At 68.0% G+C, this 25,556-nt stretch carries 22 protein-coding genes and 1 pseudogene; 13 read left to right on the plus strand and 10 right to left on the minus strand.

Annotated features, from left to right (window positions below; translation table 11 throughout):
• Window positions 1-23: 23 nt before the first annotated feature.
• The 4 genes from OXG83_02185 to OXG83_02200 form a co-directional block, all read right to left on the minus strand.
• Window positions 24-392 (minus strand): transcriptional repressor, encoded by a 369-nt coding sequence (locus tag OXG83_02185; GenBank protein ID MCY3963822.1) that lies wholly within the window; start codon window positions 390-392, stop codon window positions 24-26.
• Window positions 393-587: 195 nt separating this feature from the next.
• The gene (locus OXG83_02190; GenBank protein MCY3963823.1) at window positions 588-1,121 is read right to left on the minus strand and encodes a DUF6036 family nucleotidyltransferase; all 534 of its coding nucleotides are present in this window, start codon (window positions 1,119-1,121) and stop codon (window positions 588-590) included.
• Window positions 1,099-1,596, minus strand: a complete 498-nt coding sequence (locus tag OXG83_02195; GenBank protein ID MCY3963824.1) for a hypothetical protein — start codon at window positions 1,594-1,596, stop codon at window positions 1,099-1,101. The genes OXG83_02190 and OXG83_02195 overlap by 23 nt, the downstream gene beginning before the upstream one ends.
• A gap of 29 nt (window positions 1,597-1,625) precedes the next feature.
• Window positions 1,626-2,153, minus strand: coding sequence for an 8-oxo-dGTP diphosphatase (locus OXG83_02200; protein ID MCY3963825.1), 528 nt, complete (start codon window positions 2,151-2,153; stop codon window positions 1,626-1,628).
• A 42-nt stretch (window positions 2,154-2,195) separates the two neighbouring features.
• Here OXG83_02200 and OXG83_02205 point away from each other — a divergent pair, with 42 nt between their 5' ends.
• Together OXG83_02205 and OXG83_02210 are read left to right on the plus strand one after the other, a co-directional pair.
• Window positions 2,196-3,062 carry an LLM class F420-dependent oxidoreductase gene (locus OXG83_02205; protein MCY3963826.1) on the plus strand — a complete coding sequence of 289 codons (867 nt, stop codon included), beginning with the start codon at window positions 2,196-2,198 and terminating at the stop codon, window positions 3,060-3,062.
• Window positions 3,046-4,497 carry a metallophosphoesterase family protein gene (locus tag OXG83_02210; protein ID MCY3963827.1) on the plus strand — a complete coding sequence of 484 codons (1,452 nt, stop codon included), beginning with the start codon at window positions 3,046-3,048 and terminating at the stop codon, window positions 4,495-4,497. Before OXG83_02205 ends, OXG83_02210 begins: the two co-directional genes overlap by 17 nt.
• Here OXG83_02210 and OXG83_02215 read toward each other — a convergent pair.
• Window positions 4,438-4,746, minus strand: a pseudogene (locus OXG83_02215) (prolyl oligopeptidase family serine peptidase). The gene OXG83_02210 and the pseudogene OXG83_02215 sit on opposite strands and share 60 nt — an antisense overlap.
• Window positions 4,747-4,926: 180 nt before the next feature.
• Here OXG83_02215 and OXG83_02220 point away from each other — a divergent pair.
• From OXG83_02220 to OXG83_02250, 7 genes are all read left to right on the plus strand, one after another.
• A complete protein-coding gene (locus tag OXG83_02220) occupies window positions 4,927-6,054 on the plus strand; it encodes a tyrosine-type recombinase/integrase (GenBank protein ID MCY3963828.1) in 1,128 nt (375 codons plus the stop codon).
• A 69-nt stretch (window positions 6,055-6,123) separates the two neighbouring features.
• The gene (locus OXG83_02225) at window positions 6,124-6,330 is read left to right on the plus strand and encodes a type II toxin-antitoxin system HicB family antitoxin (protein ID MCY3963829.1); all 207 of its coding nucleotides are present in this window, start codon (window positions 6,124-6,126) and stop codon (window positions 6,328-6,330) included.
• Window positions 6,327-6,539, plus strand: coding sequence for a type II toxin-antitoxin system HicA family toxin (locus tag OXG83_02230; GenBank protein MCY3963830.1), 213 nt, complete (start codon window positions 6,327-6,329; stop codon window positions 6,537-6,539). The genes OXG83_02225 and OXG83_02230 overlap by 4 nt, the downstream gene beginning before the upstream one ends.
• A 321-nt stretch (window positions 6,540-6,860) precedes the next feature.
• Window positions 6,861-7,220: a MobC family plasmid mobilization relaxosome protein gene (locus tag OXG83_02235; GenBank protein MCY3963831.1), complete on the plus strand. Its 360-nt coding sequence runs from the start codon at window positions 6,861-6,863 to the stop codon at window positions 7,218-7,220.
• A 690-nt stretch (window positions 7,221-7,910) separates the two neighbouring features.
• Window positions 7,911-8,309, plus strand: coding sequence for a hypothetical protein (locus tag OXG83_02240; GenBank protein ID MCY3963832.1), 399 nt, complete (start codon window positions 7,911-7,913; stop codon window positions 8,307-8,309).
• A 3-nt stretch (window positions 8,310-8,312) separates the two neighbouring features.
• On the plus strand, window positions 8,313-8,540 hold the full coding sequence (locus OXG83_02245) for a hypothetical protein (protein ID MCY3963833.1): 228 nt from the start codon (window positions 8,313-8,315) through the stop codon (window positions 8,538-8,540).
• Between the two features lie 669 nt (window positions 8,541-9,209).
• The gene (locus OXG83_02250) at window positions 9,210-11,027 is read left to right on the plus strand and encodes a fibronectin type III domain-containing protein (protein ID MCY3963834.1); all 1,818 of its coding nucleotides are present in this window, start codon (window positions 9,210-9,212) and stop codon (window positions 11,025-11,027) included.
• A 511-nt stretch (window positions 11,028-11,538) separates the two neighbouring features.
• On the opposite strand, the gene OXG83_02255 is transcribed toward OXG83_02250, so the two are convergent.
• Window positions 11,539-13,695 carry a prolyl oligopeptidase family serine peptidase gene (locus tag OXG83_02255; protein ID MCY3963835.1) on the minus strand — a complete coding sequence of 719 codons (2,157 nt, stop codon included), beginning with the start codon at window positions 13,693-13,695 and terminating at the stop codon, window positions 11,539-11,541.
• Window positions 13,696-13,816: 121 nt separating this feature from the next.
• Between OXG83_02255 and OXG83_02260 the strand changes: the two genes are divergently transcribed.
• The gene (locus OXG83_02260; GenBank protein ID MCY3963836.1) at window positions 13,817-17,305 is read left to right on the plus strand and encodes a hypothetical protein; all 3,489 of its coding nucleotides are present in this window, start codon (window positions 13,817-13,819) and stop codon (window positions 17,303-17,305) included.
• 90 nt (window positions 17,306-17,395) lie between these two features.
• On the opposite strand, the gene OXG83_02265 is transcribed toward OXG83_02260, so the two are convergent.
• From OXG83_02265 to OXG83_02275, 3 genes are all read right to left on the minus strand, one after another.
• Complete coding sequence (locus tag OXG83_02265; GenBank protein MCY3963837.1) at window positions 17,396-17,737, minus strand: P-II family nitrogen regulator; 342 nt, start codon at window positions 17,735-17,737, stop codon at window positions 17,396-17,398.
• Window positions 17,738-17,755: 18 nt separating this feature from the next.
• The gene (locus tag OXG83_02270) at window positions 17,756-19,096 is read right to left on the minus strand and encodes an ammonium transporter (GenBank protein MCY3963838.1); all 1,341 of its coding nucleotides are present in this window, start codon (window positions 19,094-19,096) and stop codon (window positions 17,756-17,758) included.
• Between the two features lie 359 nt (window positions 19,097-19,455).
• Window positions 19,456-21,441 (minus strand): hypothetical protein, encoded by a 1,986-nt coding sequence (locus tag OXG83_02275; protein MCY3963839.1) that lies wholly within the window; start codon window positions 21,439-21,441, stop codon window positions 19,456-19,458.
• A gap of 103 nt (window positions 21,442-21,544) precedes the next feature.
• Here OXG83_02275 and OXG83_02280 point away from each other — a divergent pair, with 103 nt between their 5' ends.
• Both OXG83_02280 and OXG83_02285 read left to right on the plus strand, forming a co-directional pair.
• On the plus strand, window positions 21,545-22,492 hold the full coding sequence (locus OXG83_02280; GenBank protein ID MCY3963840.1) for a class I SAM-dependent methyltransferase: 948 nt from the start codon (window positions 21,545-21,547) through the stop codon (window positions 22,490-22,492).
• The gene (locus OXG83_02285) at window positions 22,492-23,040 is read left to right on the plus strand and encodes a hypothetical protein (GenBank protein MCY3963841.1); all 549 of its coding nucleotides are present in this window, start codon (window positions 22,492-22,494) and stop codon (window positions 23,038-23,040) included. Before OXG83_02280 ends, OXG83_02285 begins: the two co-directional genes overlap by 1 nt.
• A 6-nt stretch (window positions 23,041-23,046) precedes the next feature.
• Here the strand turns inward: OXG83_02285 and OXG83_02290 are convergent, their stop codons facing one another.
• On the minus strand, window positions 23,047-24,123 hold the full coding sequence (locus tag OXG83_02290; GenBank protein MCY3963842.1) for a hypothetical protein: 1,077 nt from the start codon (window positions 24,121-24,123) through the stop codon (window positions 23,047-23,049).
• A 113-nt stretch (window positions 24,124-24,236) separates the two neighbouring features.
• On the opposite strand from OXG83_02290, the gene OXG83_02295 reads away from it, so the two are divergent.
• Window positions 24,237-25,448: a serine hydrolase gene (locus tag OXG83_02295; GenBank protein MCY3963843.1), complete on the plus strand. Its 1,212-nt coding sequence runs from the start codon at window positions 24,237-24,239 to the stop codon at window positions 25,446-25,448.
• The last annotated feature ends 108 nt before the right edge of the window (window positions 25,449-25,556 follow it).

Consider the following 25,556-nt stretch of genomic DNA (forward strand, 5'->3'; position numbering starts at 1 on the left):
GCCCTCCCCGTCGTGGGCGACCGTCATGCCGCATTGCCACACGCGTCGCAGGTTCCGAGCAGTACCACCTCGTGTCTCATCATCTGAAACCCGTCGGGAACCAGGAACTCGAGGCCCTCGACGCAGCCGAAGAGGTCGAACGCGTGGTCGCAGATCGAGCAGAGGAAGAAGTGGTGATGCTCGCGGTCCTTGGGCTCGTACCGAAGGCCGCCGCCCAACACTTCAACCGCCTCTAGCGTGCCTTCGTCGACACCCCGTTGGAGGGCGCGGTACACCGTGGCGAGACCGACACCCGTTCCGCTCAGGCGGCTCCAGAGTTCCCTGGCGGATAGGGGGCCGTCCGCCTCGACAAGGGCTCGCAGGACGGTCAGTTGCTGCTTGGCTCTCTTCATGGAGAGATGATACTCGATTCTCAGTTATCTTCAAGGCTCCTGTCGGTACGGGAGCCGAGCCACGCTGAGCCAGGCCGTGGCAAGCCTCGGGCGGGTGCGGCTGGGCGCTTCGTACTTCTTCCACTAGCCCGGCACGAACCGTGCGGCCGGCTCCGCCGGATCCACCGGCGGCGGCGAGTAGAGGCGGTTAGCGCTCTAAGTCTCTCCCCGATCCTGGAACAGGCTGTCCAGCAATGCCCGTGCGCGAGAGAGCAAGCGCTCCCCAGGGAACACCTGCTCGTAGATCCGGATCGCCTCCTTCGGGCCTTCCAATTCCAGGTGCCTGCAGAGCAGCGCGACGTCCTCCCGGTCTCGCTCCCGCGCGCTTCTCAGCTTCATCGCCAGCAGGTGGCCGGCAGACGCGCCGGTGACCGTCAGGTAGGGACTCTCGTACAGCGTCTGCGCCCGCGCGTCGTCCGAAAGAGGCATCCACGCCGTCGCCTGCTCGTTCAACCATGTGTCGGGCAGCCCGTGCCTCAGCCCGACCGTACGCACCGCCAGCGAGAGCCGATGGTGCCCGGAGGCGATCCGTGCGTCCACGTCCCTTGTCGTTCTCTCCCGGTCGAAGGCCAAGCTCATCGCCGCCCCCCCGACCACGTAGACCTGTGCGCGCGTTCGGCTGAACCGCAGCTCCTCGGACAGCTCGTCGAAGAGCTCTAGGATTCGGTCACGGCCCAGGGGCCCACTCATCCCGTTCTCCGCCGCGGTCATCCAGGTCCCGCGGGTCCGGGATCGCCCCGTGCCGCAGGAACGCGGCTGGCGCGAACATCAGTGCCTCCATCCGGATCACGGGAACCGGTGACAGCACCCACGGACTGTCCAGGAAGCGTTCCGGCTCGTCCACCCAGGCCGGCTGCTCATGCCCGTGAAGTCTCGCCAGGTGCTCCACCATCGCGGCCAGGAGCGCATCCCATTTCGTGTGCGTCAGCGGCACGCGTTCCGCAAGTACCTTGCGCTGGTCGGCTGCGCTCAACGCGAGGAACTCCCGCGGCAGCCCGCACACGATCCACCGTTGGATATCGCCTTCCGGCCAGCCTTCTTCGATCCCGACAACGAAGTCCGCCAACGAGAACCGCCGCGGCCCGGTCGGGGCATCCCTGGTCCGGCCGGCGCGTCCTCCATCCACCCCGACATCCTCCGATTCGATCTGTGCCAATTCGCGCACCGAAATCGTAACACCTGCCCGTGCAGGGGCTAGTCAGGACGGTAGAGCTTGCCGCCGACTTCGAGTTCCCAGTCCAGCATGCGGTCGCCGTCGAAGATGTACCGGCCTTGCGGTTTCAGGCCGCTGAGGGAGTGGGGCAACCAGAGCCGGTCGTCTTCCCACATCTCGTCGTAGGGGATGGAGTCCAGGTCCGTCCACATGGGCGTGGCTTCCTCGGTCTCGCGGAGTTCACCGCGGTACCCGCACGCCGTGAACGCGTAGACATGGATGGAGTAGCCGTCGACGAACTGGAACAGGTTCTCGCCCCTGTACTCGAGGTCGAGTGGCGTGATGCCGACCTCTTCCTCGACTTCGCGGACCGCGCAGACGATCGGTTCTTCGCCCGGTTCGAGGCGGCCGCCGGGGCCGTTCACCTTGCCGGCGCCCAGGCCCCGCTTCTTGCGGATCAGGAGAACGCGTTCCTCGTCGAGGACGAAGGTCAGCGTTGCCTTGTCGACGGCCCGCCACGATCGCCAATCGATGTCGGCGACCTTCCTCTTGCCCGCGGCTTCGCGCACCGCCGGCATCGTAGCGGAGGAGCGGGCTACACTGCGTCGCCTATGAGATTCGGACTCAGGTACTGCAACACGGGTCGCTTCGTCGACCCCGGCCTGGCGGTGGAGTTGGCAGTTGCCGCGGACGAGGCGGGCTTCGAGTCGATCTGGACGGTGGAACACACAGTCGTGCCCGGCGGGTACGAATCGGCCTATCCCTACTCGCCGGATGGCAAGATGGCCGGAGGCCGCGACGACTTTCCGCTGCCCGATCCCTTGATCTGGATGGCCTACGTCAGTTCGCAGACGCGGCGGATCCGGCTCGCGACGGGCATCCTGATCGTGCCCCAGCACAATCCGGTGGTCGCGGCCAAACAGATCGCGACCCTCGATCACCTGACCGGAGGACGGCTCCTGCTGGGGATCGGCGTCGGCTGGCTGAAGGAGGAGTTCGACGCGATCGGCGCCTCCTTCGCCGATCGTGGACGGCGCACGGATGAGTACATCGAGGCGATGCGCGAGCTCTGGGGCGCCGAGCGGCCGACCTACCACGGTGACTTCGTCCACTTCGACGCCGCGTACTGCCGCCCGCAGCCGGTCAGCGGCAGCGTTCCGATCATCGTCGGCGGCCACTCGAAGCCGGCGGCGCGACGCGCGGGCCGGCTGGGAGACGGGTTCTTCCCCGCGCGGGGGGCCTCGGCCGAACTGATCGGCCTCGCCCGGGACGTGGCCGCCGAGCATGGCCGCGACCCGGACGCGCTCGAGATCACCACGGGCATCGGCGAGGACCTGTCGGGTCTGCGTTCGCTGGCCGAGCTGGGTGTCGCTCGCGTTCTCGTGCCGGTGGCGCCGATGCCGGGCATGGGACTGCACCTCGGGCGGCCGGAGAACGCGCAGGCCGTGATGGAGCAACTCCGTGAAGCCGCACCGTAGCTTCTTTCGCGCTAGTGTTCGACGTCTGCGACTCTCAACGCCATCGACCGTCCTTCTCGCGGCGCTCCTCGTTGCGGGATGCTCCGCCCCAGGCGGCGAGCCGCCCTGGCACTCGGTCCACCTGACCTGGCAGGGCGACACGTCGACGACGATGACCGTGAACCTGGTCGTCGAGGCGGACGGCTCGGACCAGAGACTGCCAGGGGCGGCAAGCGTCGAATGGCGTCCGTCGGGGACGGAGGGTCAGTCCTCCTCGGTTGCGGGGACAGCCGTCGAGATCGAAGGCGTCCCGGGCGTTCGCGTGTTCCACTTTGAGCTGCGCGACCTGGAACCCGGCGCCAGCTACGACTTCACGACAACGGCCGAGGGCCGGCCCCTGGGCAACGTGCGCAGCTTCCGTACCGTGCCGCGCGATGGCCCGGTCCGTATGGCGGCGGGCGGCGACGTTGGCACGGAACCGCTTTCGCTGGCGCTTCTGGCTGAGGCGTCGCGGCGGTCGCCGCACATGCTCGTCATCGGCGGTGACCTAGCGTACGCGAACGGGCTCGTTTCGAGGTGGCCGCGCTGGCGGACGTGGCTCGAGTACGTCACCGAAGCACTGATCACGCCGGAAGGCCACACGGTTCCGATGGTGCTGGCGATCGGCAACCACGAGGTCAACGTCGGCCGCGACGGCGGGGTTCCCGTGTCGGCGCCGGCGGAACGGAAGGCGCCGTTCTTCTTCGGGCTGTTCGCGCAAAACCAGGCGCCCGGGAACTCCGCCGACGCCGGCGGCGCGACGTACTTTCGCCGCGGCCTGGGCGCCGCTGGCGCGCTCTACGTCCTGGACACCGGCCACCTCGTGGCCCACGCAGACCAGGCTTCGTGGCTGGAGGCCCACCTGGCGGCCGACGCCGATCTGCCGAACAGGGTCGCGCTCTACCACGTCCCGCTCTATCCGGCCCATCGGTCTTATGAGGCTTCGGCCAAGGCGCGCGAAGCGTGGGAGGGGGTCTTCGATCGGGGCGGGTTGACGGTGGCGCTGGAGAACCACGACCACGTCCTCAAGCGCAGCCATCCGATCCGGCTCGGCGAGGTCGTCGGGCCGGACGAGGGCGTGCTCTACCTGGGCGACGGTACGATGGGCGTGGACGCTCGCACGGTCGATGCCGAGGAACGCTGGTACATCGCGCGCTCGGCGAGCGAGCCCCATTTCTGGATGGCCGACCTGTCCGGCGAGGGATCGGTCTTCCGCGCCTTCGACGAGGAGGGCCGGTTGCTCGACCTCGTGACGACGGGCGAAGTCGAGACGCCGCCCGACGCGGAGAGTGTCGAGCTGGAGCTCGACCGGGTCATCGAGGAATCCGCCGATGCGGCCCTGCTCCCCAGCCCTGATTCACTGCCCCTTACGCAGGTAGCGGTCGCACCAGTTCAGCATTTCGGCTACGACATGTAGCACCGACTCCCGCGCCGCGTAGCCGTGGGACTCGTGGGGCATCGTGACGTAGCGCACTGTGGCGCCGTGGCCCTTCAGGGCCTGGTAGAAGCGCTCGGACTGGATCGGGAAGGTGCCGGAGTTGTTGTCGATTTCGCCGTGGGTGAGCAGGATCGGCTCGTTCACCTTCTCGGCGTGGAAGAACGGCGACATGGCGGCGTAGATGTGCTGGGCTTCCCAGAAGGTGCGGCGTTCGTTCTGGAAGAAGTACTATGCCTATCCGTGGATGTCACATGCTGTCGTGGACTGGAAGAAAAGCCAGTGTTTATGGGGATTTAGTCGGTTCATAGGCCCTCCTGTGCTATCGTCCGCTTAGCTAGCCTGTCAGGGGATAGAAGGGGACAAAAGGGGACAGAAAAGGGGCTCAAAGTGGGGAGAAAGAACCGACGGTTGACGGTAGCCTACGTAAGGGCGGCGCGATCGGGACGGCACTACGACGGCGGTGGACATGGACTGATTCTCCGTGTGACACCGACCGGCGCCAAGCGATGGACGTGGCGGGGCACGGTTCGAGGTCGAGCTGTTGAACTGGGCCTCGGTAGCGTCAGGTATGTGACGCTCCGCGAGGCTAGGGAACGCGCGTTCGAGTATCGCCGCCTTTCTGTGTCGGGGATCGACCCGAGAGTGAAGAATCGGGCAGGGCTGTCGTTCGGGGAAGCCCTCGAGCGCGTGATCGAGATTCAGCGGCGATCCTGGAAGAAAGGGTCATCTACTGAGGCCGGTTGGCGGCAGACCGCCCGCGCCTACATGCCCGCACTCTTAGATCGGCCGGTGGCCGATGTGCAGGCTAGCGATGTGCTGGCGGTCGTCCTGCCAATCTGGCTGGAGAAGCACGCAACGGCTGACCGTGTGCTGCGCCGAGTATCGACGGTTCTGAAGTGGGCGGTGGCGGAGGGCTTGCGTGACGATGATCCCTGTCCTCCCGTTCGAGCGGCGCTCCCACGCAGAACGGGTCTCACGCGGCACCACAGAGCTATTCCGCATGCAGAGCTCGGCGATGCACTTGAACGTGTGCAGAGTTCCCGGGCCGCCGTTGGGACGAAGCTGGCAGTACGCTTCTTGACCTTGACGGCGGCCAGGACGGGAGAGGTACGGCTAGCGAGGTGGGGAGAGATAAGCACGGAGGCTGCCGTCTGGTGCATCCCTGGTCCGCGGACCAAGACGGGTCGGGATCATCGCATTCCGTTGAGCCGACAGGCTATCGAGGTACTAGAGAGGGCGGGCACCCTGACTGGCGGCGAGGGTCTCGTGTTCAACGGTCAGAGAGCAGGTCGCCCAGTGGCGGATAGAACGATCGGGAAGCTGTTTCGAGATCTCGATCTTTCCGGGACTCCCCATGGTCTCCGATCCAGCTTCCGGTCGTGGGCGGCGGAGACGGACGTTCGCCGCGAAGTGGCGGAGCAGGCGCTTGGTCATGTGGTTCGAAACCAGGTGGAGGCTGCGTATCAGCGCTCCGACCTACTCGAACAGCGACGCGAAGTCATGCAGGCTTGGGCGGATGCGGTCGATCCGCAATGAGACTCTACACAGCAGGTGCCTGTTCGCGGTGTTGCTAGAATCTCCCTCCTGACCGACCCGGCGAGGCAGATGCGGTTGACGATCGAAACAGAGTGCGAGGACGATGGCCGCTGGCTTGCGGAGGTCATTGAGCTCCCGGGCGCGATGGCGTACGGCGAGAGCCGCGAAGACGCAACGAGGCGAGTGAAGGCGTTGGCGCTTCGCGTTGTTGCCGAGCGGTTGGAACAAGGTGAACCCTCGCCGAGGCCGAACACCATCCAGTTCGCCGCCGCGTGAGCGCCTGGCCAGCCGTCAAGGCTCGACGCGTGCTGGCGGCCCTGTTGCGCATCGGTTGGCGCGTCGAGCGCTCCTCGGGATCTCACAAGACTCTCTCGCGCCGCGGTTGGGCGAAGTACGTGTTCGCGTTTCGGTCCGGTGAAGAGATCGGGCCGCGCATGTTGTCTCGGATCGCCAAGAGAACAGGTCTGAGCCCGGACGACCTCTGAGACCGGGGGCGTGGAGGCTTGCCGCGCGCCAGATCCAGTCTTCGTAGCTTGGATAGCTCTCGTTCCTCCCTTGTGGTCAGAAGGGCGAGAACCAGCGGCGGAGGACGCCGGGCGGCCCGCTCTTCGTAGTAGCGTAGGATCACTGCCGCCTTGGAACGTGCAGCCTAGCTGGGGCGGTCGGCGCAGCTGGCTGTCCCGGCCTTGCCCGGTGTCCGAGTCAGAAGCTAGCAGACCCCACGTGCTACGCTCGCTGCGCTCACTCCGCCCGAGGGGCTAGCGAGGGAGGGCCTGCGGCCCCCCCGTCGAACCCCCCGCCCAGACATGGCCACGCCCCACCGCACAGCGATCGCGCACTGCCGCGTCACCGCGGCCGAGCTGGCGGAGTGGCGGGCCAAGGCCGAGAGCGCCGGCACGACGCTCTCGGAGTTGATGCGGGCGGCGATGCGCCGGACCCGCACATGGACCGCGGAGGACTCCGCGGCGGTGCGCGAGCGCTCGCGGCAGGTTGCCCGCATCGGGAACAACCTGAACCAGATCGCCCGCTGGGCGAACCGCTACCGCGGCGCCGCCGACGCGGCCCAGGTGATCGCACACCTGGTCGCCCTCGATCGCGAGGTCCGCGAACTGACGCTGACCCGCGATCCCCACGTTCCGCCGCGCGAGGAGGAAGGCCCGTGCTGATCACGTTCGCCAAGCACGGCCAGGGCAGCGCGGCGGCCGCGGCGGACTATCTCCTCGCCGACCGGGATCACGCCGGCAAGGAGCGGGCCGAGGTCACGGTGCTGCGCGGCGATCCGCACCAGGTCGCCCAGGTCGCCGACTCCCTGGACTTCGAGCACCGCTACCGCAGCGCCGTGATCGCCTGGGCGCCCGAGGATGACCCGACGGACCGGGAGATCGAGGAGACGCTCGACCAGTTCGAGTACGTCTCCTGGTCCGGCCTCGAGCCGGACCGCTACGCCTGGTCGGCGGTGCTTCACCGGGACGATGACGGCGGCGCGCACGTGCATGTCCTGGCCGCCCGCGTGGAGCTTGAGACCGGCAAGAGCCACAACATCGCCCCTCCCGGCTGGGAGAGGACCTACGGCCTGCTCGAGCGTGCGCTGAACCACGAACACGGCTGGGCGCGGCCGGACGACCCGGCCCGCGCCCGGTCCACCCGGCCGGGCCGGTTCCCGGCCGACGCCGCCGACCGAGACGCCATCGACGACTACCTCCGCCAGCGGGTCGCCGCGGGTCTCGTCCACGACCGCGCCGGCGTGGTCGCCGCGTTCGAGGAGGCCGGCTACGAGGTGCCGCGCCAGGGCAAGAACTATCTGACCGTGGCCCACCCGGAGACCGGGCAGCGGTTGCGGCTGAAAGGAACCCTCTATGAGCAAGACTTCCAAGCCGCCGAGCTTCGCCGACAGGTTGAAAGAGCAGACGGCGACAGACCAGGAGGCGATCGAGACCTACGGCCGCCAGATGCAGGACGCAGCGAAAGAGCAGCTGCGCGAGCTTGGCGAGACCTTGAGGCGATATGCCGGGCACGAGCTGACGCAAACCACGAGCGCTATCCGCCAGCAGGCCCGCCGGTCGATCGCGGCGCAGTGGATCCGGAGCCTGGTGATCGGCCTCGGAGTCTGCATGGGCATCTGGTCGAGTCTCTGGGCGGTCGGGCAGTGGCAGCACCGCGAGATCAGGGAGAAGATCGAACTCCTCGACTACCTCGACCAGCAGATCGAAGATCGGAACCAGACGCTCGACGAACTGAGCCAGGAGGTGGAGTAGACGATGACCGAACTGGAGCGCTTGCTCGCCGCATCCTTGAAGAGGCTCGACGCCGAGCACGCCGCCTCCGTCAGGCAGCTGAACGCGTCCGTCTCGCAGTTGAACGGTCGGGTCGACGCTTTGCTGAGCGACTATCAGCAGCTCGTGGCCGAGTACGAGAGGCTGGCGAGCGCGTACAGTCGGCTCGAAGCCGACATGAACTCAATCGTCCAGGCGTCGAGAGGACGGTGAACAGGCTCCGCCAGATCGCCAGGGAGGACCGAGACCGCGACGGGTTCGATCGGGACCGGTGAACGCGTTGGCGGTCAGGCCTCGGCCCTCGCTACGCCTCCGGCCCACAAGCCCGTTCGTCGTCGGCTGACAACCGGTTCTGGAGGCGCTAGCTAGCTAGGCGCACTGTGCCGCGCCCACTACTCCTGCCGCGCTGAGTGCGGCAACTCCTTCGCGGCCGCGCCCCACGGCAGGGCATTCCGACTCCGGTGACCCGCTTGGACCGCCGCTTCTTACGGCGGGCCGCGGATCGGGCGTGCGCTCGCGGGTCTTGCTTCGTCGACACTTATCAAGTGCTATGTGTCGATCGGTACGCGGCTGGCCAGCACGGCGCTCGTGGAGCGGGTCGAGGGATTGTGGGGCCGCGTTTTGACCAGCCTGGACGGACATAGGCCCGCGGATGACCTGCATGTGGCCGGCCCTCCGCCAGGGCGAGTTCCACCGTGGGCAGAGGTCCGTCGGCTTGCCTGGATCGGCTGAAGCTATCTAACAAATGCGAGATGCAGGGAGATTCACTTCCTGTCAAGCTTTGCGGGACCGAAGACAACCCCACTTGAGCTTGAGCGCGAGGAGACGAATAGGCATGATTCTTGCCCAGCCAGCCAGCCAGCCAGCCAGCCAGCCAGCGTCTTGGTCGATGGCGCACGCTTCTCAAGGCCGCGCGCCCGTGTCCGCAGAGCGGGCGCATACACGCTCGCAGCCCTCGCCCTGACGCTGTCGCTGCCCGGGGCGGCGCAGGCGCAGACGGTGGTCCAACTGGTGGGCAACCTCGATCAGACGACGAGCGCCACCATTCCGCGCCTGAACGCTGACTATCGCCAGGCGTTCACGACTGGCGACTCCGCGGCCGGCTACAGGCTGACCAGGGTGGACCTGAGGATGCAGAGGGTTGGCGGCACGTTGCCGGCCTACAGCATGACCATCCAGTCGGACTCGTCCGGGAGTCCGGGAACGATCGTGGGCACACTGACGAACCCGGCCCTGCCCACTTCGTTCGGGACCGTCCAGTTCACATCCGCCTCCGGCATCGACCTGGCTGCCGGCACGACGTACCACATCGTGATCGACGTCAGCGGGAACCCGACCACCGACACAGCGTTCAGGACAACGGCGTCCACACTGGAGAACGGCGCGGCGGGCTGGAGCGCTGCGGACGCAGCGCTCGGCCGGAGCTGGAACAGCGTGGGTTCTTGGATCGTTCAGGCTTACGTGATCCAGTTCGCCATCTACGGCTACGAAGCAAGTGCGCCGCCTGAACCCCCCGCGGACCCACCGGCCGTTCCCGAGCGGCTCCAGGTGACACCCCGTCCCTCCGGACTCCACGTCAGTTGGAGGCCGCCGGTCACCGGCGAGCGTTCCCTGCCGGTCACGGGCTACAACCTGAACTGGCGCGAAGCCAGCGCCGAGGACTGGACCGTCGTGCACTTGGCTGCCGGCGACGACTATGCGATCGACAGCAGCGTCATTCGCCACACGATCGACGGGCTCGACAACGGCACGCTCTACGAGGTCCGCGTCCAGGCACTAAGCGACGCCGGCAAAGGCCCCTGGTCGCCCACCGCCAGCGGCACGCCCGTGGTGCCGTGGCTGGCGCCGTACTGGCAGGGCAACGGCGGCTTCGTCGTCCGCCCGTCCGACGGCCGGTCGGCGGTGGTCCGGATCCACTGCGGCGGACGTCGCCGCACGAGCCGGGAGTACGCCGGCGACGACGGCCTGATCGTGCGGGACATTCAACGGTGCCTCGGTAAGGACGGGCGACCGTACCCGGGGGACCTGATCTTCGAGGGGATCGAGGACGGCGGCTGGTACTGGCTCAACGGCGACCGGAACGTGGCGGTCGCCCCGCTGGTCGTCAAAGCGTCGCTCAACGGCGAGCTGAGGCCGCCGGTCCCCGGCGGCGTCACCGCGAGCCCGTCGGGCGACTCCCGCTTCGTCCGGGAGGTCACCGGGAGGCTCTACGGCACCCTGATGGTCCACGAGGGGAACGGGATGATGGGCATCGTTCCGCACCTGGTCGACATGGAAGGCGACGGCGCGCACGTAGCGCCGTACTGGAAGGGCCGCGGCGGGATCGTCGGCCGGCCGCTAGACGGCGAATCGGCGGAGGTCCGCCTGTCGTGCGGAGACGGCGAAGCGGAGACGTTCACGCTGGAACCCGGCGAGGACGGGATCATCGTCACCCTGCTGCCCCGGCGCTGCTTCGACAGCGACGGCGCCGCGATCGCGGGCCACCTGGAGGCGGACGGTTTCGAGGACGGTGTGTGGTACTGGATCAACGCTTCGGTGCCGTTCGCCGCGCCCCTGGTCGCCAGGGATCGGGGGGAGGACGAGTTGACCGTGCCGCTGATCCCGGCAGGCGTGGAAGCGGAGGAAGGACCGCTGGGGACGATGTTCTCCCGTGGCAACCTGACCGGCGTCGTTCCCAGGTTGCGGACGGCCCCGCCGTAACGCGCCGGGCGGAGCGGTCCTCGGAGCCGGCCGCGATCGAGTCCTGCGCGCGTTCGGCGTTTCGGCGTGCGGTGCCGACTCCGTCGAGGCTGTCGACTGGTCAGGCTAAGTTAGCTTGCATGACTTCGCGCCGATGGCCTTCTTGCCTCTCGCCCGCCGGTGCTACGCTCAGACGATGTTCTGGCTACTCCTAGTGATCGGCGTCGTTGCCGCGAGCCTGAGCCTGGAGTCCGACAAGCGCCGTTCGGGTCAACACGGTGAGTGCGGCTGCGTCCTTTGCAGTCTCGGTGAGATCGTTGGTATCAAGCGGGCGGACTGGTAGGGCGCAGAGCCATCACCGGACTTGCAAGAGCCCACCAGCGCGCTCCGCCTCGAAGAAGCTGCCAGAAATCCAGACCCGCGCCGGTTGCCGAGGGAAACTCGCTACAGACAGGTAGCTCTGGGGAAGCGACGAGCACGGGGACTAGGAAGGGGACACAACCGTTAGAGTGTCGCCTAAAGTCCTTTGTTTTCAAGACCTTAGTTGGTCTGTAGCGATGCCGTTCTGGAAGCCGAACGGGGTGAGTGACCGGTTGTAGGCGCCGCTGCGGGCGATGCCGGCCGCGAACAGGTCGGAGTGGGCGAGCAGGTTGGCGGTCATGAAGGCGCCGTAGCTGTGGCCGCCGATGGCGATCCGGTCGGGGTCGGCGACGCCGAGTTCGACGACCCTGTCGATCGCCGCCTTCGCGCTCGAGACGAGCTGCTCGACGTAGGTGTCGTTCGCCGTCTCGCCCTCGCCGACGATCGGCATCGCCGGTCCGTCCAGGATCGCGTAGCCCTGGGTCAGTAGCAGCAGATGCGAGGCGCCGCGCAGGGTGGTGAAACGGTGGGGCGAGCCGGTCACCTGGCTCGCCGCGTTGACGTTCGTGAACTCGCGCGGATAGGCCCAGAGCAGCATCGGCGGGCGGTCGCCCTCCTGGTAGCCGGGCGGCAGGTAGAGGGTCGCCGACAGGCCGACTCCGTCCTCGCGCTCGTAGGTCAGTAGCCGCTTTTCGACCTGCCGGAGGATCGGCGCCGGGTCGCTGAAGTCGGTCAGGGCGCGCCGGTCGCCTGTCGAGAGGTCCGTCGCGAAGTAGTTGGGCGGCTCCGTGGTGCTCTCGCGGCGGGTCAGGAGCGAGCCGCCGTCTGCCGAAAGCACGGCAACAGCCGTTTCATAGGTCCCGGACTCACTGCGGAAAAGGCGCTCCGTGGCCAGGGTGTCGAGATTCAGACGGTCGACGAAGGGCAGGTCGCCTTCGGGCGAGGCGCCGCGGCCGACGAGGTAGATGCTGTCGCCGTCCTGCAGGACCACGGAGCTCGCGGTGCCGCCCCCAGGCCGCTGCCACGGGAACCCCGGATCGCCGTAGCGATCCTCGGCGCTACGGTCGAACAGCGTCCGCGGCTCGTCGCCGCCGACATCGAGCAAGGAGGTACGGAACCAGCGGGTCTCGCGGTCGTACTCGTTGACCAGGGCGGTGCCGTCGGCTGTCCAGCCGATCCCCGTGAAGCGGTACTCCGTGCGGGTCAGCTCCCGCGGTTCGCCGTCGAACGGCGCGTCGACCGCGAACAGATGGTCGCGGTGCGGAACCTCGGCCTTCGGGTCGCCGCCGTCCTGCGCCTCGCTCCAGACGAGCGTGGCCGGCGCCGTGGGATTCCAGCGGTGACCTCGCGGCCCGGTGGGAACGCCGCCGATCGGCACGGCGTCGGCGAGCGGCAGGTTCGCCACGGTTGCGACCTTGCCGCCGTCCCGGGTCCACACTTCAACTGCACGCGGGAAGCGGCTCGCCGGATGTAGCCAGGAGAAGGGACGCTCGAGCCGCTCGACGAGCACCTGGCGGCTGTCCGGAGCGCCGGAGACACGCATGAAGAGGCCGGGCTCGCCGATCTGGGTCCGCTTCCCGGTGGCCAGGTCGACTGTCTCGATCCGGCTCGTGAAGTGGTACTCGAACAGCGCTTCGTCGTGGGCGTTCGCGAGCAGGTCCTGGTAGGTGCGTACCGGCGACAGGCGCCCATCGTGCTCCTGGATGTTCGGTCCGTCGGGCTGGCGCGGCGGCGACGGCGGCGCGCCCCTTCCGGGCACCCGGAAGCGGCAGAGCACGCCGCTCGAATCGAACAGCCATTCGCACGGGTTCCCCCACGTCGCATTGAGCGATGCCGAAGTAAGCGCTCTCGGCTTGCCGCTCCCGATGTCGACGACCCAGAGCTCGATCCCCGTGTCGCGGAGGACGGCGTAGGAGAGGTGAGCGCCGTCGGGTGAGAACCGCGGCCAGCCGAGCGTTGTGCCGCGGGGCGCCTCAATCCGGAGGCCGCCGTCGACCGGCTCGCCGTCGACGCGGCGAATCGTCAGCGCCGCGGTCTCGGGCGCCCGCCAGGGTCCGCTGTTGCGCGGGTCGATCCGGTAGCCCGCCAGACGCTCCAGCGGCCGCGCCTGCCAGGAGATCGGCGGCATGCTTCGTCCCTCCGTCAGCAGAATCACGTCCCGGTTCGGGCTCACGAGCACGCCGGGAGTCGGCGGCGCGTCGAGGATGTCGACGATCTCCTGCGGCGGGGTGAGATAGCCGCCGGCAGAACCGGGGTGCGACTGCGCCGCGGCCGCGTCGAGGAAGGCGAAAGTGAGTAGCGAGCAGGCGATGGCGATAGCTGATCTCATGGCGAACTCCTCCGTCAGGACTTCGTGAACCATACCGGCGATGTCGAAGCTAGCCGGTGCACCGTTCGCTAGCATCTTGCCTCCGCCGCTGCCGGCGGGTCAGCGACGAGGAGGATGCGGCGTGAACTCGCGCCTTGAGCAAGCGATCGAGGCCTTCGCGGCCATGGATGTCGAGGACGCCGAGGATCCGCGCGAGACGCTCGCACTCTCCCAGCGCGACATCCTGCGCGAGTACGCGCCGGCCTACGCCCGGTGGCTCGACGCGCATCAAGAAGCGGACGAGGGGCTCTTTCCCGTCGAGCAGGAGTCGGTGGACGAGCAGCGCGAGCGCATGGCGGCGCTACGGCCGGCGCCGGACGAGGACGTACGCCGCTGGCTCCGCATCCTTCGGTATCGGGAGCTGATCCGGGTCGCGGTAGCCGACTTCAGCGGCCTCGACGACTTCGCGGAGACGACGCAGAAGATCTCCCAGGTGGCGGATGTCTGCGTCCAGCGGGCGCTCGATGCGACCGGCCTGGACAGGGAACCGTTCGCGGTGATCGCAATGGGCAAGTGGGGCGGGTTGGAGGTCAACTACAGCTCGGATATCGACGCCCTGTTCGTGGCCTCGGACGACGTCGACCAGGAGGCCCTGCACCGGCTGCAGCGGCGGGCGCCGCAGTTCATTCGCCTGATCTCCGACAACACGGGCGACGGTTTCGTCTTCCGCGTGGACATGCGGCTGCGGCCCGAGGGGAAGATGGGCCCCCTGGTGCGGACGGTGGGGCAGTACCTCCGCTTCTACGAGCGCTACGGGATGAACTGGACGTTCCAGGCGCTGCTCAAGGCGCGCTTCGCCGGAGGCGACGCGGCGGCGGCCGAGGCGCTGATCGACGGTACGCGGGGGTTCGTCTTCGACCCGGATAGATCGCCGGAGACCCTGCTGCGGGAGGTCTTCGAGATGAAGCGGATGATCGAGAAGTCGCTCCGCTCCAAGGGCACCGAGATCGGCAACGTGAAGCTCGGCGCCGGCAGCATCCGCGACATCGAGTTCATCGTCCAGTTGCTGCAGCTCTACCACGGCGCCTCCAACAAGAGCCTGCGCTCGCCGAACACGCTGCGGGCCATGTCGCGGTTGCGGGCGCACCGCGTGATCACGCAGGACGAGTACGACCGGTTGCGCGAGGCCTACATCTTCCTGCGAGTGGTCGAGCACGTACTGCAGTTGGAGCGGGATCTTCCCGTGCGCCAGCTTCCGCGCGAGCCGAAACAGTGGGCGACGTTCCAGTGGCGGGTGGCGTTCGCACTGCGCCAGCCGCTCGACACCCTCGATCTGGGTGGCCGCTACGAGGAGACGGCGGCCGAAGTGCGCCGGATCTTCGGTGAGTTCTTCGACGAGACGATCGAACTCCTCGAGCACAAGCAGCAGGTACGGGATCGGTGTCCGGACCTGCCCGCGGAGGTCATCGATGAGCACTTCCGCCGGTTGGAGCGAGGCTACTTCCAGGCGCATCCGGTCGAAGACGTGGTGCGCCACCTGGAGATGATCCAGGAGCTCGACGCCGATCGGTTGTGCCGGGTCGATGTGCGCTATGTCGGCTCGACGCGGCGGGTGACGGTCGTGGCGAACGACTACCAGGGCGAGTTCGCCAAAATCTGCGGTCTGCTCGCGGCGTATGGCCAGTCCATCCTGAGCGGCAGCTCCTACACGTACCAGGATGTGGGCGACATCGAGTTCTATCGCCGGCCTCAGCGGGCGCGGCGCCGAGGTCCGGCGCCTCGGCGGGGCAGACGGCGCCGGCGCAGGCCTTCGAGTCCGCCGCGGCCGCAGCAGGGACCGACCCGCATCGTGTACTCGGCGGAGGTCCAGCCGGCTCCGGACCGGCCTGCGCACGTCTTCTCCTGGAACGAGTTCGAGCGGGATCTGAACGGCTTGCTGGCGCTGCTCGAGAAGGGCGAGGCGCGGCGCGCCAACGAGGAGCTCACGCTGCGGGTGATGGAAGCGGCGCGGCAGACGCAACCCGGAGCCGATGAGGACCGGGTTCTGCCGCCGATCTCCATCTCGGTCGACAACCGGTCGGACGAGCACTGCACCGTTCTCGAGATCCGAAGCCCTGACAGCTTCATGTTCCTGTTCGAGTTCGCGAACGTACTTTCGACCCGTGACTACTGGATCGACAAGGTCGTGTTCGACACGGTGGACGGTGAGGTACGTGACCGGCTGTTCGTGACGACCCGGCAGGGCGGGAAGATCGAGAATCGCGTCGACGTCGACAAGCTGCGGCTGACGGTCACGCTGATGAAGCAGTTCGCCCGACGGCTGGCCGTGGCGCCGAATCCACACCTGGCGCTCCGTCAGTTCGGCGCGTTGATCGACGCGGCGTGCGAGCAGGTTTCCGATCCGACCCAGGCGCTCACCTCGTCACTGGACGAACTGGCCCGCGTCCTGGGGGCCGGGACTTACCTGTGGGAGGAGTTCCTGCGCCGGCAGCACGAGAACCTGATGCCGCTGCTCGCCAACATGGCCGACCTGGACCGGGGCGTCGCCGCCGAGGACCTGAGGCGGCGGCTCGATACCGCGCTCGAGGGCCGGAAGACGCCGGACGAGGCCCTCAACCGGTTCAAGGACGACGAGATCGGTCGGATCGACATGCGGCACCTGACCCGCCGGATCGAACACTTCAGCGATTTCGGAGACGAACTCTCGACGCTCTCCGATGTCGTCCTCACGCGCGCGGCCGAGGAGGCGGTCACGGAGGTTCTCCGAGGCGCGGATGATCCCGGAACGTGGTGCCTGTGCGCGCTCGGCAAGTGGGGCGGACGCGACCTCGGCTATGCCTCGGACATCGAACTCATGTTCATCTGGGACGCGCCGCGGGCGGAGCAGGCGTGGGCAGGAGAGGCCTACGAACGCGCGGCGATGCGGCTGGCGCGACTGATCCGGGCCAAGCGCGACGGGATCTTCGAGCTGGACTGGCGCCTTCGCCCGGGCGGCGCCTCATCGCCGCTGGCCGCATCGTTCCAGCGCTTCGCTTCGTACTACAGCTCCGAGGGTGAGGCCGATCCCTACGAGCGCCAGGCCCTGGTACGGCTGCGCACGGTCGCCGGCGACCCGGAGCTGCGGGACCGGATCGAGGCGCACCGGGGGCAGTTCGTGTTCGATCGGCGTCCCCACGATCTGGCGCGGATCCGGCATCTGAGAAACCGCCAGCGCTCGGAACTCACAGCCCGCGGGACGACGAACGCGAAGTTCAGTGCCGGCGGTCTGCTGGACGCCGAGTACTTCGTCCAGGTGCGTCAGATCGCGGCCGGCGCGGACGATCCCGAAGTGCGGCAGACGAACACCCTGGAGGCGGTCACGGCGCTTCATGACCGCGGCTACATCACGCGGGACGTGTTCGACGAAGTGACCGCTGGCTATCGACTGCTGCGCGCGGTGATCAACTGCCTGCGCATCGTCCGCGGCCACAGTAAGGATCTGGTCATTCCTGAGCGGCAGACGAGCGGGTTTCGCTTTCTGGCGCGCCGGCTGCACAGCCTTGGCCAACTGCCGGACGAGGACGGCGCCTGGGACCGGATCGCGGAGCGGATGGCGGCTCTTCAGCGCCTGTTCGACGACCAGGTCGCCTGAGCATCCGCACGCTCTCGGCGCCCCAGAACGGAAACGCGCGCCGGAAGCCGCGAGGCTCCCGGCGCGCGCGTGCCGTGCGATGCGGTGGGCCTAGCCGATCGCGACGTTTCCGGTCTCGCCGGTTCGGATGCGGATCGTCTCTTCGAGCGGCAGGATGAAGATCTTGCCGTCGCCGACCCGGCCGGTCTGAGCGCCTTGGGTGATCGCGTCGACCACGACGTCGACGTAGTCGTCGTTCACCGCGATCTCCAGCTTCAGCTTGCGCAGCAGGGCGCCGGCCTCCTTGTGACCGCGGTAGACCTCGGCTACTCCCCGCTGGCGGCCTCGTCCCATCACGTTGGAGACGGTCAGCAGGTGAATCTCCTTCTCTTCCAGGAGGTCGAGAACCTCCTGCATCCGGTCGGGCTGAACGATTGCCACGATGTACTTCATGTCACTCCTCCTTCTGCCCTAGTCGACCAGGGTGTAGGCGTTTTCGCGGTGGTCGGTGAGGTCGAGCCCGATCCGCTCCTCGTCGTCGCTGACGCGCAGGCCGACGATCAGGTCGACGATCTTGAGCAGGATGAAGGACACGACCGCCGCCCAGACGATGGTGTAGGCGACCGCCTTGAGCTGAATCGCAACCTGTCCGGCGTTGCCGTAGAAGAGGCCGTTCGTGTCGTTGCCGGGCACCACGTCCGTGGCCCAGAGGCCGGCGGCGATCGCGCCCCACATGCCGGCGACGCCGTGGACGCCGAAGACGTCCAGCGAATCGTCGTAGCCGAGCTTCGACTTCAGCCAGGTGACGGCAAGGTAGGCGAACACGGAAGCGCCGGCGCCGACGCCGAGTGCGCCGATGGCGCTGACCGAGCCGCAGGCCGGGGTGATCGCGACGAGCCCGGCGACAGCGCCGGTGATGACACCCAGAAGCGTGGGCTTCGAGTCCTTGAACCAGTCGATCAGGCCCCAGGTGGCGGCCGCCGTTGCGGTAGCGACCTGGGTGACGACGAAGGCGTTGGAGGCCGAAGCGTTGGCGGCCACGGCGCTGCCGGCGTTGAACCCGAACCATCCGAACCAGAGGAGGCCCGTGCCGAGCACCGCGAAGGGCAGGTTGTGCGGCGGGGAAGCATGTTCGGGATAGTCACGTCGCCGGCCAAGCACGATCGCCGCCACCAGGGCCGAAACGCCAGCGTTGATGTGAACGACCGTACCGCCGGCGAAATCGAGCGCACCGTCGCCGCCGAGTCCGAAGAAGCCCTCCGAACCGCCCCAGACCCAGTGACAGATCGGCGCGTAAACAACCAGCAGCCAGGCGCCCATGAACAGGCAGATGGCGCTGAACTTCATCCGCTCCGCGAAGGCGCCGACCATCAGGGCGGGCGTGATGATCGCGAACATGCCCTGGAAGATCATGAAGAGCGGTCCGGGAATGCCCGTCCCGTCCCAGGCGTCGTGGCTCAGGCCGGCCAGCAGGAAGTAGTCGCCGCCGCCGATCACGCCGCCGAGAGCGTCCGAGCCGAAGGCGAGGCTGAAGCCGACGACGACCCAGAGCACCGTCATGAGTCCCATGCAGAGGAAGCACTGCATGAGGATCGAGAGGATGTTCTTGCGACGGACCAGTCCGCCGTAGAAGAACGCCAGTCCCGGCGTCATGAGCAACACCAAGGCACTGGCGGTCAGCATCCATGCCGTATCGCCGCTATCGACTCCTTCCTGCGCCGCGGCCGGGGCGGCTCCGAAGAGTGCAAGCAGCAACGTGAGTCCCAGGGCCGAACCCAGACCCAGGGTCCGGCCACGCGTTCTGAAGCTCATACGAGTCCCTCCAAGTCGTTGATCCGCCCGGCTGGTCGTCTTGCCCGTGCTTCCTCCCGGCGGCACGGGCGAGGTCAGGTCCCTGGAACTGACGCCCTGGCGTGCCCGTTCGCCGTATCGAGAATCGTGCCAACCGTGCGGGGGCCGCTGGCCTGCGGGAGCCGGAGCGGATGCGAGGTCGCGGCGCGGGGCGGAAACCGGTGCGGTTATGCGACTTAACGCCGGATTGGTTCGGCGGGCACGGGCCCCGGCGCTGCTTTGGGAGACGGGCCTGGACGGCCGCACGTCAATCTCAGCCAAACATTCCTGTTCGGCTGAGAGTGGTAGTGCGACAGAACTGTAGGCCGGGTCTTCGCGGCTCAGGGAAGGTCGAGCGCCGGATTGCGGTCGAAGAAGTCGAACGGACGGAGCTCGAAACCGTGCCACAGGACCGGCATTACCGGCCAGTCCTCCGCGCGCGGCAGGTGGTGCATGCCGACGGTGTGCCACAGGACGATGTCCGTGTCCTGGATCGGCCGGTCGGCCTCCGTCCATTCCGGCAGACCCATGCCGGGCTCGCTGAGCGTCGGGTGGTCACCGGCGGCGAACCGCTCCCCGTCGCGCTGCGGCGTCACCCAGAGGTGGTGGTCGATGAAGCCGGCGCGTCTCCGCGGATAGTCATCCGCGGATAGCAGCGTGTTCATGTTCCGTCCGGGCATCACCTGGAAGCTGGTGGGGTAGCCGACCGCGTTCCTGCGACTCGTGCTCTGCACCCGCCACAGCGTGGGCCGGTTCAGGTCGATGTTGAGCCGGGCCTCCTGTTCGCTCGAGGCGACCCGCGGTTCCTGCACCCACAGGCTGCGCCGGGGATGGCCGTCGGGAAGGCTGCGGGCGACCAGGCGGTCGGCGACGAAGCGGTTGTCCGTGCCGTCGACGTCGATGTCGAGTCGGAAGCTGAAGTAGTGATCGTGGTTGATGGCGACGACGTTCTCCTGCACGAAGCGTCCGTAGGCGTCGGCGGAGGCGTTCTCGAGCAGGGCGTCCGCAGCGCCGGCGTTCACCGGTCCGGCGGCAGGCGTGGGCCGGTCGGCGGAGGCCGCGGTGGTCGTCTCGTAGGCGAGAATGCCGGTGGCGCCGACCCGGACCTCGATCGAACCGTCCTGCCGGAAGATCCAGTCGAGCAGGTAGTCGTAGTTGCCGACGACGCCTCCGACCCGCACGACCAGGTCTCGGCTCCTGCGGCTCTCGGGCCGCTCGGAGGACCAGTGCCGCCAGGAAGGATCGCCCGTCTCGCGCTCGTAGACGCAGATCGTGCCGGGCACGGTGCGTGGATGACCGTTGGCGCCGGTCTTCGTCGTGTCGATGTAGACGGCGTGGTCCGGACAGTCGTCTCCGGGCATCAACGGTTTGCCGAGACCGCCCGCCACGAACTCGCCGGCATCGATGAAGTTCATGGTGTACCAGTTGAACCTGGGGTCCATGTAGGGGACGAAGATCTCGGACAGGTAGCCCTGGTAAAGGACGCGCCGCGGCGTGGCTTCGGAACCCTCGCGGTAGTCCACCAGGGAGACGACGAGCCCCGTACGCTGATCCGGACGGAGGTGGAAACTCCAGTTCTGCCAGGCGACCTCGTAGCCATCCATCTCGAAGCCGGGTCCGAGCGGCTGACGCACCTCGATCGGACCGGCCACCTCGCGCTCCTCGCCGAGCATCTCGCCGAAGTCTGTCGGAACCGCGCGAATCGGGCCGGGGCCCTCGTCGACGACGCGGAGCACTTCCTCGGATTCGAGGTCCACGACCGCGACCAGGCCTTCGATCGCATGCTGGCTGACACCGTCGGGCTCGCTGCAGCTCACGTGGGCGATTCGGCGGCCCCGCTCCTCGTCCGTCCCGAAGTAGCCGCGCGGTCCGGCGGCGCAATCGACGAAGGTGAGATCGGTGATGCCGCGCGCCTCGAGCCCGGCGAGGAAGTCGGGGTGCTCCAGCACCTTGTCGGTCAGCGATCCGAACTCGCCGCCGTGCCAGTTCGGCTCGACGCCTTCGAGCGATTGCCAGGAGACGACTTTCTCTTCGATCAGGTCGACGATCGCCTCGAAGGAGTCCTTGTCCCTGCGCACCAGTGCGTAGGCTCTGCGGGGCATCGGATCGCCCTGCTTCCAGGCCAGGACGTTCTGCTTGGCCGGCTCCTGGAGCGTCAACTGGGAGAACTTCGTGTCCCTGTCGAGATGGCCCGCGTCCCGCAGCAACACCAGGGTGCGCCAGATCTCCTTGTCGCTCAGGGGATCGAGCGGGTGCTCCGCTGCCGCGGCGGGAAGGCCGGCAGCGATCGCGACGGTCAACGTGACGAGGAGGGGCGACGTCTTCATGGATGCTCCTTGTTGCACGGATCCGGCGCCGCCGCACCGGCCGCACCGGGAAGTTCCGGCGTTCAGGGAATCACCCTATCGCGGCCTGTAGACTGGCAAACCGGTGAGCCTGAAGATCGTTCCACCGTCGCGGCGTTTGAATGCGGGCGCCGACGCCGCTTCGGTTCAGCCGGCGGGCCGCCGCTGGCCGTCCGCGCCCCAGGGCCGACAGTTGTTCCGCAGGCCCGCGGATCCGAACAGCCCGCGCCAGGTCAAGACGAGCTTCTCGCTCAAGTGCCTGCACCGGATCGTGGGGCTGGAGTACCTGAACTTCGGCATATGGAGCGCCGAAGACCCGCTGGATCTGGCCGGTTTGCGCCGTGCACAGGAGCGCCTGGTGGAGCGGCTGTTCGAACTGCTGCCCCCGGGTGTGTCGTCCGTGCTCGACGTCGGCTGCGGTACAGGTGCGATCACCGAACGCCTGGCCGCCCTCGGCTACGACGTGGAGGGTCTGTCGCCTGATCCCTACCACGGCGAGCTGTTCGCGGCGCGGCTTCCGGATCGACGCTTCCACCTCGGCCGCTTTCAGGAGTTCGAGCCGGACCGACGCTACGACCTCCTGTTCCTTTGCGAGTCGGCTCAGTACGTGTGGCTCGAAGAACTGTTCGAGGCGGTCGAGCGCTCCCTGGCGCCCGGTGGAACCGTGCTGCTGTGCGACTACTTCGTCGTTCGTCCGAACGACGGGGAGCAATCGAGGAGCGGTCACCCGCTGGGTGACTTCCTGGGACGGGCGGCGAAGGCCGGTCTCGTCCTCGAAGTCGACGAGGATGTGACCCCGGCCGTGCTGCCGACCTTGCGGTTGGGCCAAGCCATCCTGGACCGCTTCGGACGCGGAGCGGTGGAGCTCCTGCGGGAGACGACGATGCGCCGGTCGCCGCGGTTCGCCGGCTTCGGCTGGCGACTGGCCCGGCCGCTCACCGGCCGCCTGGATCGGCTCGACCGGCTGATCGATCCGGAGCGCTTCGCCCGCGTGAAGCAGTACCGCGTGATGCGCTTCAGGAGCGCTCGGTGATGCACCGCCGCCGGCTCGGGGCGGCGGTGCTTTCCGCGATCCTGGCTCTCGCGGCTGTGGGCGTGAGCGGGGCCCTGGGCGATGACGGCCCCGACAGGACAAGCGATCCGGCACGGGCGGTCACGCTCGCTGGGCGGCAAATCCTGGCGCCGGCCGACCTGGGCCGGCGGTCCCTGCTCGTTGCCAGCTTTCATCGCGCGGCGAACGGGAGCGCGCGGGCATGGCGAGCCGCTCTGGAAGACGATCCCCGCGCGGCGGAGTGGTCCGCCTACACGGTGATCGTCCTCGACGGGGCACCGGAGATGATCCGTCGTTTCGTCGTACGCGGCGTTCGGGGAGAGGTACCGGAGGATCGGCACGGCTCGTTCTTGATCGTCGAGGAGAACTCGGATGCGTGGCGGGCCCTGGTCGGCTCGAGCGGCGACGGCGAGAACCGCAAGGACGCGGTCTTCGTCGTCCGGCTGGAGAATGGCTCGGTCTGCGCCCGCGTCCGGGGTGTCGTGTCGGCGGAAGCACTCGACGAGCTGTTCAGCGCCGCCTGTAGCTGATCGGCGTCAACACTCCAGGCAGAAGCCGACGCCGGCCGTCACGGCCCGGGACTTGTTGCCGAACCAGGGCGGAATCACCGCCGCGAACCCGCCTGCGGGACCCCCGGCGGCGACGATCAGCAGGTCGTCCGGCGACTGCAGTGCCCGGTACTCGCGGTTCCGGTTCGCATCGCTGACCACGGCTGCCTTGCCGACCCGTTCCCAGTCGCCGCGCCGCACCCGCGCCTGCCGGTGCAGGTAGTCGCGGATGTCCGCCCGCGTCCACTTTGCGGCCGCGAAGCGCTCACGCAACTGCGGCGGCAGGACCAGGCAGTGATTCCCGGCCCAGATGGAGTAGTGGAGCATGTTGGCGCGAATCTCGGCGGCGACCGTATCCAGGATCGCCTCCGGTTCCGTCGTCCACTCGTTCATGAGTTGGCGCGGCGCGCCGGCCGCCAGGACGGTCACGGTCGAACTGCCAGGAGGCGCGCCGCGTTCCGTCGCGAGCGAGAGCCAGGGTGAGTTCTCCTCGTCTTCGGCGAGGCAGTAGCTGAGCTTGCCGGGATGCCCCAGGGTGGAGCGGTCGAGTTCTCCGGGCCGCACGCCGAGCAGGTTGCGGAGGATGAGCCGCACGGCCCGGCCAATGGCCAGCGAGGACCGGTCGGCGCCGCCGAGCGCGTTGAACCTCCCGGTCATGCCCAGTTCCCGGCGAATCGGTCCGTTCACGATGATCATCACGGCGCAACCGCCGGTGCTGGAGGTGGCGCCGTGAAGCAGGAAGGCCGGGTCGCACATCGCTTCCACGGCGGCGGCAACGACCGCGAAGTCGCGGGGGCGACAGCCGGCCATCACGGCGTTGATCGCCGCCTTCTGCGCCGTGATCGCCCGGCCGCGGACGGTCTCCACGCCCAGCACCTGGCCCGGCTCCAGGAACGCGGCCTGGAGAGCGGCCGCCACGCGTTCGGGCGTCGGCGGCGTGATGGGAAGCCCGTCCGTCCAGCCGCGGGCCTCGAACAGTTCGCGCACGCCATCGTCGCCGCCGGCGGAGTGAACCGAAGCGAGCGCGGCGGCCGCTGGTTCGGCGGTGGCTCGTTCGTCGTTCATGGCAATCGGAGGTCAGCCTACCGGCGCCGGCCTTACGAGGGCCAGTGGAGAGTACGATCAGACCTTCCGACCAAGAGGAGGATGAAATGTCTGGAAGGCGGGGAAAGCGGATCGTGAGTAGGCGAGGGTGGGGCGACCGGTGGTTGATCGCCGGAATCGCGATGATGCTGGCGTTCGCCGCCTGCGCCGGACCGGTCGCGGACACCGAGACGGCCGGCGCGGCCGAGCCGGTGAATCCCGATCTGGAGAACCTGGGGCCGCGGGAGGAAGTGCTGTTCTGGACGCCGGAGCAGCAGGTCGCGGGCTACCGGAATGCGGACCTCGTCGGCGACGCCCGCTGGTTCGAGGCCTCCGACGATCCGTACCCGCTGCCGCCGGTGCCGCGGGACCTGTCGGCGGTGACCTACGAGGTCGAGGGCGAGACGTTCACGGTCGAGGACTACGTCCAGGATCGCAGGATCGCCGGTCTCCTGGTCGTCAAGGATGACCACGTCGTGTTCGAGCGCTACGGCCTCGGCAACGACGAGAACAGCCGCTGGATCTCGTTCTCGATCGCCAAGTCCGTCGTCTCGATGCTCTACGGCGCCGCGATCGCCGACGGCTACATCGACAGCGTCGACGATCCGGTCACGAAGTACCTGCCGTTGCTTTCGGGCGGTGGCTACGACGAAGTGTCGATCAGGGACGTACTCCAGATGGCTTCAGGCGTGGGCTGGAACGAGGACTACGCGGATCCCGAGTCCGATGTCGCGACGTTGCCGGGGCCGATCGTTCAGCAGACGAAGTACATGGCGGGGCTTGAGGAACTCCATCCTCCGGGCGAGGTCTTCAACTACAACACCGGCGAGACGAACATGGCCGGCGCCGTGCTGAGGGCGGCGATCGGCAACAACCTCTCGACCTACCTCGAGCACAAGATCTGGGGCCCGTTCGGCATGGAGGCCGACGCGAACTGGCTGCTCCACGAGGAGGGTGGCGGCGAACTGGGCGGCTGCTGCATCAACGCGACGCTCCGCGACTACGGCCGGATCGGGATCTTCGCGATGAACGGCGGCGTCCTGCGCGACGGGACGCGGGTGCTGCCCGAAGGCTGGATGGAGGAGTCCACGACCCCCAGCGACGGCTATGACGGCTACGGCTACCTCTGGTGGCTGGCCGGCGACGGCGTCTTCGCCGGCATCGGCATCTTCGGCCAGTACCTGTGGATGGATCCGTCGTCCAACATCGTGATCGTGACCCACAGCGCCTGGCCATACGCGACGAACGCGGAGTACAGCCGCCACCGCGCGGCCCTGGTCGCGGCGCTCGCCGGCGCCGTGCGGTAGCGGCGCGTCGGCGGCGCCGCACTCGCCTGGGCTGGGTCTGAAGGGGACAATCGCCAGCGGCCGTTCCGCACCTGGCCCGGTGGTCACCACGACTCAGTGGTAGCGTCG

This window comes from Acidobacteriota bacterium, assembly GCA_026707545.1.
GTDB lineage: Bacteria > Acidobacteriota > Thermoanaerobaculia > Multivoradales > Multivoraceae > Multivorans.

Excerpts from the sequence above, each read along its gene's own strand:
- OXG83_02185 (MCY3963822.1), bottom strand. The coding sequence starts at position 392 with ATGAAGAGAGCCAAGCAGCAACTGACCGTCCTGCGAGCCCTTGTCGAG.
- OXG83_02190 (MCY3963823.1), bottom strand. The coding sequence starts at position 1,121 with ATGAGTGGGCCCCTGGGCCGTGACCGAATCCTAGAGCTCTTCGACGAG.
- OXG83_02205 (MCY3963826.1), top strand. The coding sequence starts at position 2,196 with ATGAGATTCGGACTCAGGTACTGCAACACGGGTCGCTTCGTCGACCCC.
- OXG83_02225 (MCY3963829.1), top strand. The coding sequence starts at position 6,124 with ATGCGGTTGACGATCGAAACAGAGTGCGAGGACGATGGCCGCTGGCTT.
- OXG83_02235 (MCY3963831.1), top strand. The coding sequence starts at position 6,861 with ATGGCCACGCCCCACCGCACAGCGATCGCGCACTGCCGCGTCACCGCG.
- OXG83_02240 (MCY3963832.1), top strand. The coding sequence starts at position 7,911 with ATGAGCAAGACTTCCAAGCCGCCGAGCTTCGCCGACAGGTTGAAAGAG.
- OXG83_02245 (MCY3963833.1), top strand. The coding sequence starts at position 8,313 with ATGACCGAACTGGAGCGCTTGCTCGCCGCATCCTTGAAGAGGCTCGAC.
- OXG83_02255 (MCY3963835.1), bottom strand. The coding sequence starts at position 13,695 with ATGAGATCAGCTATCGCCATCGCCTGCTCGCTACTCACTTTCGCCTTC.
- OXG83_02265 (MCY3963837.1), bottom strand. The coding sequence starts at position 17,737 with ATGAAGTACATCGTGGCAATCGTTCAGCCCGACCGGATGCAGGAGGTT.
- OXG83_02270 (MCY3963838.1), bottom strand. The coding sequence starts at position 19,096 with ATGAGCTTCAGAACGCGTGGCCGGACCCTGGGTCTGGGTTCGGCCCTG.
- OXG83_02275 (MCY3963839.1), bottom strand. The coding sequence starts at position 21,441 with ATGAAGACGTCGCCCCTCCTCGTCACGTTGACCGTCGCGATCGCTGCC.
- OXG83_02285 (MCY3963841.1), top strand. The coding sequence starts at position 22,492 with ATGCACCGCCGCCGGCTCGGGGCGGCGGTGCTTTCCGCGATCCTGGCT.
- OXG83_02290 (MCY3963842.1), bottom strand. The coding sequence starts at position 24,123 with ATGAACGACGAACGAGCCACCGCCGAACCAGCGGCCGCCGCGCTCGCT.